General features: G+C 41.4%; 9 protein-coding genes. 7 read left to right on the top strand and 2 right to left on the bottom strand.

Annotated elements, in window-relative coordinates; translation table 11 throughout:
- Nucleotides 1-459 precede the first annotated feature (459 nt).
- Together aciT and FTU05_RS06240 are read left to right on the top strand one after the other, a co-directional pair.
- Nucleotides 460-792 (top strand): AciT family ciprofloxacin tolerance protein, encoded by a 333-nt coding sequence (aciT, locus tag FTU05_RS06245; RefSeq protein ID WP_078190616.1) that lies wholly within the window; start codon nt 460-462, stop codon nt 790-792.
- Nucleotides 793-948: 156 nt separating this feature from the next.
- The gene (locus tag FTU05_RS06240; protein WP_078190615.1) at nt 949-1428 is read left to right on the top strand and encodes an SCP2 sterol-binding domain-containing protein; all 480 of its coding nucleotides are present in this window, start codon (nt 949-951) and stop codon (nt 1426-1428) included.
- A gap of 80 nt (nt 1429-1508) precedes the next feature.
- On the opposite strand, the gene dtd is transcribed toward FTU05_RS06240, so the two are convergent.
- The gene (gene dtd, locus FTU05_RS06235; protein ID WP_168379709.1) at nt 1509-1949 is read right to left on the bottom strand and encodes a D-aminoacyl-tRNA deacylase; all 441 of its coding nucleotides are present in this window, start codon (nt 1947-1949) and stop codon (nt 1509-1511) included.
- A gap of 229 nt (nt 1950-2178) precedes the next feature.
- On the opposite strand from dtd, the gene FTU05_RS06230 reads away from it, so the two are divergent.
- The 5 genes from FTU05_RS06230 (at nt 2179) to asd (ending at nt 7587) form a co-directional block, all read left to right on the top strand.
- Nucleotides 2179-3696 carry a catalase gene (locus tag FTU05_RS06230; RefSeq protein WP_180164636.1) on the top strand — a complete coding sequence of 506 codons (1518 nt, stop codon included), beginning with the start codon at nt 2179-2181 and terminating at the stop codon, nt 3694-3696.
- A gap of 185 nt (nt 3697-3881) precedes the next feature.
- Nucleotides 3882-4382, top strand: a complete 501-nt coding sequence (locus tag FTU05_RS06225) for an ankyrin repeat domain-containing protein (RefSeq protein ID WP_078193253.1) — start codon at nt 3882-3884, stop codon at nt 4380-4382.
- Between the two features lie 146 nt (nt 4383-4528).
- Nucleotides 4529-5737: a nicotinate phosphoribosyltransferase gene (pncB, locus tag FTU05_RS06220; RefSeq protein ID WP_111885113.1), complete on the top strand. Its 1209-nt coding sequence runs from the start codon at nt 4529-4531 to the stop codon at nt 5735-5737.
- A 153-nt stretch (nt 5738-5890) separates the two neighbouring features.
- Entirely contained in the window at nt 5891-6739 is an 849-nt protein-coding gene (locus FTU05_RS06215; RefSeq protein ID WP_180011651.1) for a sulfurtransferase, read from the top strand.
- Nucleotides 6736-7587 (top strand): archaetidylserine decarboxylase, encoded by an 852-nt coding sequence (asd, locus tag FTU05_RS06210; protein ID WP_078193251.1) that lies wholly within the window; start codon nt 6736-6738, stop codon nt 7585-7587. Before FTU05_RS06215 ends, asd begins: the two co-directional genes overlap by 4 nt.
- A gap of 146 nt (nt 7588-7733) precedes the next feature.
- Here asd and FTU05_RS06205 read toward each other — a convergent pair whose 3' ends face one another.
- On the bottom strand, nt 7734-8333 hold the full coding sequence (locus tag FTU05_RS06205; protein ID WP_180135451.1) for an SPOR domain-containing protein: 600 nt from the start codon (nt 8331-8333) through the stop codon (nt 7734-7736).
- Nucleotides 8334-8505 lie beyond the last annotated feature (172 nt).

The raw sequence follows: 8505 nt of genomic DNA, 5'->3' as shown, positions 1-8505 counted from the left end.
GTTAAAATGCTGTGCTGCTTTTCGCACAGACATTTCATCTCGAATCATAATTTCTATGACTTTGTCTTTAAAATCTTTTGAATATCCCATATCTCTATTGTTCTATAGTTTTTAGGATTTGGCTATAGAAGAAAATTGTCGATAAAAACAACAATTAACAGCATTCGAAAAATTAATTTTTTTAGCCTAAAACCAGCTGTTTTTTTTGTAATGACACTCGAAACGAGATGCCATCATTGTTCTAGAAATTCTTTAAAAAGAAAAAATGTAATGACAAAATAATGTTGCGACAAGGTGTGTCGCATGGACAAAAAACGAGACTTTTTTTATGCAAAAAACTCAGCATAATGCTTGCAAGAGATTGAGATCGACCAAATCTATTTACTGAAGATACAGTAGTGAGACGGCTCAGCATCCTGTAAGACAAGAGATGTCAGCTGTCAAATGACGGAGGTTTTTATGTTAACAGCGAATTTAGCAACAATCGTTGGCCTGAGCTTGGTATCGGCGGCTGTGATTGCTGTTTTCTTCTCGCCTTATCGTCGCTGGTTAAGTTTTATGCTGGCGGGGATGCTGGTGTGGGGACTCATTGAAGTGATTCGATTTGGCACACAAACCATGTTTGAATTATCAGTAACTTATAGTTATTTAACGGCATTAATGGCCGCAATGGTGGTATTCACTTTAGTATTGTTACGTGAAGACCGCCGTGCAGAGCGTGCGATGGCAAAGCGCCAATGTATAGAGCACACGCCTGTATATGATGAAGAACAGCAATGTTCGAGCCGATAAGTGCCAGAACAAAATTTCAATGAAAATGCGCCTAAGGGCGCATTTTTTTATGAACGCATTAGTCCGATTTGAGATACAAAGCCTTACTTCTCAAAAGCCAAGTTATGGTAGGATGAAGCCAGTCAATTTTCCAACAATTACAATAGGCTTTAAGTCATGAAACTATCATCAATTCCTGTCGTAAAACTACCTTTAGTTGATGTCAGTACGGATCCACTTGATTTACTCGTGGCAGGTTTAGCGCTTCGTATGAAACAGCTTGCACGTACTAGCCCTAAATTCATTGAATTGGTTCATGAACGTCAATTTCGCATTCAAATCGGTACGGATTTGGGTGTTGCACGTCAAATTATTGTAAATAATGGACAGATTGATACTGTTTCAGGTGATGCTGAAAAAGCCGACTTTATTTTGCAATTTGCGGACAGCGAACAGGGCGTAAAAACCCTGATGAAAGGTGACCCAACTGCATTCATGACGGGTATGCAAAATGGCAGTATTAAAATGGAAGGTGATTTTGGGCTTTTGGTTTGGTTTAACCAAGTGGCGAAGTTAATTCCACCTAAACTTCCAAAACCGGTTAAAGAAAAAATCAAAATCGCACGTGCGTTTATTAAAGAAAAAACAGGTAAGTAAGATTTACGCCTTGTTCTCCTCCTTTAGTGGAAGGATTAAAAAAAAGCCCTCTTTTGAGGGCTTTTTTTATGCTTCAGTTGTTATTCAACTTCTAAATTAAAGGTCACTGGACCGTCATTAACCAAATGCACTTTCATGTCGGCAGCAAAGATGCCTGTTTGTACATGGTCATATTGGCTCTTGGTGTAATCGACCAGCTGTTCATACAGTGCTTTGGCATCGTTTGGCGGCATGGCAGGGCCAAAATCGGGGCGCAGGCCTTTTTGCGTTTGCGCCATCAGGGTAAATTGAGACACCAAGAGGATACCGCCGCCGGCTTGACTGACATTCCAGCCCATCTTGCCTTGTTCATCATCAAAAAAGCGGTATTTCAAGATCTTATCAATCAGCTTTTTGCCTTTTTCTAAATCGTCAGCTTTGCCAAGGCCTAAAAACACCAAAATACCGTGATTAATTTCACCCGTGATCTCACCATCGACCACCACTTTGGCTTCTAAAACACGTTGTAACAAGGCCCGCATAACTTCTTCCGAGTAGAAAATTGAACATAGGGCAGGGATTGTAGCAAAGACAGCATTCTTACGAGGCGATGTGTAGAAATTTTTGGGCTCAAACATTTGAAAATGAACTGTATATTTTTTATAAATCTAATAATGCGATTGAATTTATAAAAATAATCTGTTTTATCTATTTATTGAATGCCAGTATCTTTGCGGGGCAGGAAAGGTATTTAACAGAGAGATTAAGACGATGTTTAAGCGTTCTTTATTGGTTGCGATGTTAGCAACAGCAACAGCGGCGACTCAAGCAGCGCTATTAACTAAAGACAATGGTGCACCAGTAGGCGATAACCAAAACTCGATTACTGCGGGTCCAAATGGTTCAGTTCTACTTCAAGACGTACAATTGGTTCAAAAATTACAACGTTTTGGTCGTGAGCGTATTCCTGAGCGTGTGGTACATGCCCGTGGTACAGGTGCGTATGGTGAATTCGTTGCAACTAAAGATTTATCTGATCTAACCATTGCTTCATTGTTCAAAGCAGGTACCAAGACTCCAGTTTTCTTACGTTTCTCGACTGTAATTCACGGTAAACATTCTCCAGAAACTTTACGTGACCCGCACGGTTTTGCGATCAAGTTCTATACACAAGAAGGCAACTGGGACTTAGTGGGTAACCAAACTCCAGTATTCTTTATCCGTGATGCGATCAAATTCCCTGACTTCATCCATGCCATGAAGCCTAGCCCAATCAACAACGTTCAAGACGCAAACCGCGTATTTGACTTCTTGTCTAGCCAACCATGGGCAACCAACATGTTGACTTATGTGTATGGTAACCAAGGTGTTCCAACTAGCTACCGTGAGCAAGATGGTTTTGGTGTGCATGCATACAAGCTTTATAACGACAAAGGCGAATACAAATACGTTAAATTCAACTTCCGCTCTAAACAAGGTGTGAAAGGTCTGAACGTTAAAGAAGCTGCTGAGCAACAAGGTAAAGATTTCAACCACTTGACTAACGATCTTTATAACAACATCAATGCTGGTAAATTCCCGAAATGGGATCTTTATATCCAAGTGTTAGATCCTAAAGATTTAAACAGCTTTGATTTTGACCCGCTTGATCCAACAAAAATCTGGCCTACAGATCTAGTGAAAGAAACCAAAGTGGGGACTTTAACGCTGAATCGTATGCCAAAAAACTTCTTCAATGAAACTGAACAAGTGGCATTGGCTCCAGGTAACTTAGTTCCAGGTATCGAGCCATCAGAAGACCGTCTGCTGCAAGGCCGTATCTTCTCTTACTCAGATACTCAAATGTACCGTTTGGGTGCGAATCACCAGCAAATTCCAGTCAACCGTCCGCTTGTTGCTGTTAACAACAACAACCAGGATGGTTCTATGAATGTTGGCGGCACTTCATCGAACGTGAACTACGAGCCAAGCCGTAAAGAGCCTAAAGCTGCTACTGAGAAAGCACGCGCTGTTCAAACTCCGCTGACAGGCACAGTTCAACAGATCGGTACCAAAGAGCAAAACTTCAAGCAAGCGGGTGAGCTTTACCGTTCATACACTGCCAAAGAAAAAGACGATTTAATCATGAACTTGGCTGCGGATCTTGGCAACGTAAAAGATTCTGAAACCAAGCACATCATGTTGTCTTACTTCTACAAAGCAGATGCAGACTACGGTATGCGTATGACTAAAGCAGTAAACGGCAACCTTGCAATTGTAAAAGCTAAAGCAGCACAACTGAAAGACTAATTTCGATCAGTCGGAAGGATTGGTAACTAGGGTCTAGAACGTTACCTCAAAAAAGTCCTATGAAGCTCCATACCTTTCCTGCACCCTAGGGGGAGTTTCATAGGCACTCCTTAAATATTCATTTTTTTTAATGAAATGAATTGTTTCCAATTCAATTCTACATTCGATTTCTGTTGGAGTTCATCATGAAAGTTATGCAACATTTGACTTTAGCCAGTCTTCTAGCGTTTGGTTCCGCATTCGCAAACGTGGCAATCGCGGAAGATATCTCCCCCGCTAAAGCAACTGCAAGCGATCAGATGACCTCACAACAGGAATTGATCGCAATTTTCTTTGCTGCAGCCAAAACTGGCAATGAAGAAGTCATCAATGAATTTCTTAAGCACGGTTTTCCGGTCGATGTGCGCAATGCTTCGGGTTTTACACCACTGATGATGGCGACCTATTATGGTCATCAAAATATTGTGACTCGTTTGCTAGAACAAGGTGCAGACCGCTGCGCACGTGACAATAAAGGCAACACCGCATTGATGGGTGCCATGTTTAAATTAGAATGGGCGATTGCAAAGCAATTACGCCAAGTGGATTGCGATGCAAATGCCAAAAAAATGGGGCAAAAGACTGCAGAACAGTTTGCGCGTGAATTTGGTCAAGAAGAAAAATATCGACAGTTACTCAAAAAATAGTGAGCTTGATCGCGCTCAGCTTCAGCAAAAAAATTGAAAAAAGTCGATGAATCGCGGTGATTTATAAGTTATTCCACTAAATCAATCGGCTTTTTATCAATAAAGTATGCTTTAATGCAAAGAGTTGATAAAAACTGAAAGTCTTTATGTCTCCAATCATCCAATCCTTATTAGACACAGATCTGTATAAATTCACCATGCTTCAGGTGGTGTTACACAAATTTCCGCAAACCCATAGTGTGTATCACTTTCGTTGCCGTAACTTGGATGATACAGCCTATCCACTGGTTGAAATTTTGGATGATTTAAACATGCAGCTCGACATGCTTTGTCAGTTGAAGTTTAAAGAAGATGAATTGCAGTATTTACGCAGTTTACGTTTTATTAAAAGCGATTTTGTTGATTATCTTGAATTATTTCAGCTTAAACGCCGTTTTATTAAAGCGGGTATTGATGATGAAGGTCGACTGGACATTTGGGTAGAAGGCCCAATGGTTCAAGCGATGATGTTTGAAATCTTTGTTTTAGCCATCGTCAATGAATTATATTTCCAACGTATTCGTACACCAGAAGTTTTAGCCGAAGGTGAGCGCCGTTTGCAACATAAGATTGCCTTGCTGAAGCAGTATGAAGCACGGCAAAATCCAAATGATCCACCATTCTTGGTCTCTGATTTTGGCACGCGTCGTCGTTATAGTTATGCATGGCAAAAGCATGTAATTGAAGAATTAAATCAGGCTTCACCGTATATTTTCCGCGGTACAAGTAATGTTCTGATTGCCAAAGACTTGAACATTACTCCAATTGGTACGATGGCGCATGAGTTCCTACAAGCATTCCAAGCGCTTGATGTTCGTCTACGTAACTTCCAGAAGTCTGCGCTAGAAACATGGGTGCAGGAATACCGCGGTGACTTAGGAATAGCCTTAACGGACGTTGTCGGTATGGATGCGTTCCTACGTGACTTCGATTTGTACTTTGCCAAACTATTCGACGGTTTACGTCATGACAGTGGCGACCCGTATGAATGGGGCGATAAAGCCTATGCACATTACAAAAAGCTTAAAGTCGATAGCAAAAGTAAAATGCTGACCTTTAGTGATGGTCTAAATATCGAAAAAGCGTGGGATTTGCATAATTACTTCAAAGACCGTTTCCAAGTTAGCTTTGGTATTGGCACCAACTTGACCAATGATATGGGACAAACTGCGCTGAATATCGTACTGAAACTGGTTGAATGTAATGGTCAATCTGTGGCAAAAATTTCAGATAGTCCGGGTAAAACCATGACGGATAATGATACTTTCTTAGCGTATCTACGTCAGGTGTTTGACATCTCTGAAGTTAGCGCTTAAACACAGCATTAGATAAAAATAAAAAAGCCGAATCAATGATTCGGCTTTTTTATATCTAAAATATTGCTAAAGGAATGCAAAAATTCAGAATAATAGTGAAAATGACTTATGCTAAGATCGAATTTAATCGCACAAAATACAACACGAACAACGATGACAGCATCTACACTGAATTTTGGTCTGCTGATTGAAGCGGAAGAATTGGTTCCACATCTTGGTAATGAAAAACTACGGATCGTCGATTTGAGTCGTCGTTCGGTTTATGACCAATTGCATATTCCACATGCACTGCATGTGCAGCCGAAACTGTTAGTGCGCCAAGAAGAACAAGCGATGGGGCTATTACCTGACCAAGCTGGCTTAGAACAGCTCATTCGCTATCTGAATATCAGTCCAGAACATCATGTAGTAGTGTATGACGATGAAGGTGGGGCATGGGCTGGTCGACTGATTTGGAACTTACATTGCCTCGGTTTTGAAAATACCAGTCTCCTCAATGGTGGCATCCATGCTTGGCTTGGGGCAGGCTTACCGACCTCGTCTGAAATTGAGCAATTTGAACCCGTGAGCCCATTGGTTGAAGTAAGTGCAGAGGCGCGTGCTCAGTATCAAACAGATTATGATGAGCTATTGGCTCGTGTGCAGCAGGAGCAGATCCAAGTATGGGACTGCCGTACCGAAGATGAATATACAGGCCTACGTTTGGCTGCGCGACGCGGCGGTCACATTCCGGGGGCACGACATTTCGAATGGAGTACTGCCCTTAACCGGGAAAATCATTTAAAATTGCATCCTTTAGAACGCACACAACAACGCTTAGAACAATTGGGATTCAATTTAAACGAACCTGTGGTGGTATATTGTCAGTCCCATCATCGGTCGGGCCTAGCTTATATACTGGGACGTTTACTCGGTTGGAATATTCGAGCTTATGATGGTGCGTGGAGCGAGTGGGGCAACCGACTCGATAGTCCTGTGATCACCGGAGAGTTGCCGTCTTGAGCCTTACATCTCAGTTAAAAAAACAAATTTTTATTCAAGCTCAGCGTGTTGTTCCACAGCACAAATTATCACGTATCGTCGGTAAATTGGCTGCGAGTGAAAACCCTGTGGTGAAAAATGCTGTGATTACCGCATTTAAAGCACAGTATGGCATCGACATGTCGATTGCTGAGCAAAGTAATGCCCTGAAATTTAAATCATTCAATGAATTTTTCACTCGTTCTTTAAAAGAAGGCGTACGTGTAGTTGATGCAAATGCCAACAGTGTTGTTTCACCCGCAGATGGTGCGATTTCACAACTAGGTAAAATTGAAAATGGTGACGTATTTCAGGCCAAAGGGCAGAAGTTCACCGTTGAAAACCTGATTGCCGATCCACAATTGGCTGAACCCTTTAAAAATGGGCAGTTTGCTACGGTTTATTTGTCACCAAAAGACTACCACCGTGTACATATGCCATTTGCAGGGACATTGACAGAAACTTTGTATGTACCGGGTGAATTATTCTCTGTAAACCAAACCACTGCTGAAAATATTCCGGGTTTATTTGCTCGCAATGAACGCATGGTCTGCTTATTTGATACAGAAGTTGGTCGTATGGCGGTTGTACTGGTAGGTGCAATGATCGTGGCAGGTATTGAAACCGTGGCTACAGGTAAAGTTAAACCGACAGGGCGTTTGGAACTGAATCAACACGATTTATTCTTAGAAAAAGGTGCAGAATTGGGCCGTTTCTATTTAGGTTCAACAGCGGTTGTGTTGTTTGAAGAAAACAAAATGCAATGGGATGCGACCTTTAAAGCCAACTCGACTGTGGTGATGGGCGAAGCTTTAGGGCATACCATTTAATGAATTCCCTGTCCCTTTAGGAGAGGGTTAGGGAGAGGTTTTTGAGCTAAGCTGATGTATTCAAAAAAGAATCCCTTCTAACCTCCCTTTATTAAAGGAATGAATAAAAAAAAGCGCCATCAGGCGCTTTTTTTTAATTTCAAAATTTAGCGTTTTACGACAATCGAGTCGATACTGCTATGACGTAAAGTTTGCTGTGCAATCACAGCAGCTTCTTGTGAATCATAGGGGCCAGACACAACGCGATACCAAACTTTGCCGTTTTCATTACTTTGAATCACATCGGCAGATAAACCGTTCAAAATAATTTCAGCACGTCGTGCATCGGCTTGATCAGGATCATCATAACTGCGCACTTGCAGAATATAACTTGCAGCAACAGGCGCAGTTTCTGTGGTTTCTAGTCCAAGCTCTGTGGTTTCAACTGGCTTTTGTTCTGGTGCATCAACAATCACCACCGTTTCTTTATTTTCGGTTTCTGGAACAGCTTGTTCAGGAATTGGCGTCACTTGTTGCTGAGGCAATAGGTCGTAGAAACGATAGTCTTTATTGGTTTCTTCTTGGTAGTGTTCAGAGGTAATTTGACCTTTCGGTTTTACCGGCTCCCATGGTTTCCATAACATCAAGGCCACCAAGAAACTCAACACGATTAAAATGATCACAAGTGTACCTAACCATGCAGGAATCAATGGTTTTTTAGGCTGATTTGGCCGCTCTGATACACCGCGTTGCGTTTTTCCAAACACGAGGAAACCTCTTTAATTGTAATTGTTACGAACCTAGTAGGAACTGACCCAAAACCAAGTTCTGATTATTATATATTACATGACTGTCATGCTGTTTATGTTTAATTTTCACAATTTCAACATCTTCAAGTTTTCATTAAAAGATGACTGAATATCCATGAAAATACAGGCT

Source organism: Acinetobacter sp. YH12049, assembly GCF_013419875.1.
Classification (GTDB): domain Bacteria; phylum Pseudomonadota; class Gammaproteobacteria; order Pseudomonadales; family Moraxellaceae; genus Acinetobacter; species Acinetobacter amyesii.
Note: the sequence above shows the minus strand (reverse complement) of the source record. Positions and strands in the feature narration are given on the sequence as shown.

Coding starts and splice junctions, on each gene's coding strand:
- aciT (WP_078190616.1), top strand. CDS start 460: ATGTTAACAGCGAATTTAGCAACAATCGTTGGCCTGAGCTTGGTATCG.
- FTU05_RS06225 (WP_078193253.1), top strand. CDS start 3,882: ATGAAAGTTATGCAACATTTGACTTTAGCCAGTCTTCTAGCGTTTGGT.
- FTU05_RS06215 (WP_180011651.1), top strand. CDS start 5,891: ATGACAGCATCTACACTGAATTTTGGTCTGCTGATTGAAGCGGAAGAA.
- FTU05_RS06230 (WP_180164636.1), top strand. CDS start 2,179: ATGTTTAAGCGTTCTTTATTGGTTGCGATGTTAGCAACAGCAACAGCG.
- dtd (WP_168379709.1), bottom strand. CDS start 1,949: ATGCGGGCCTTGTTACAACGTGTTTTAGAAGCCAAAGTGGTGGTCGAT.
- pncB (WP_111885113.1), top strand. CDS start 4,529: ATGTCTCCAATCATCCAATCCTTATTAGACACAGATCTGTATAAATTC.
- FTU05_RS06240 (WP_078190615.1), top strand. CDS start 949: ATGAAACTATCATCAATTCCTGTCGTAAAACTACCTTTAGTTGATGTC.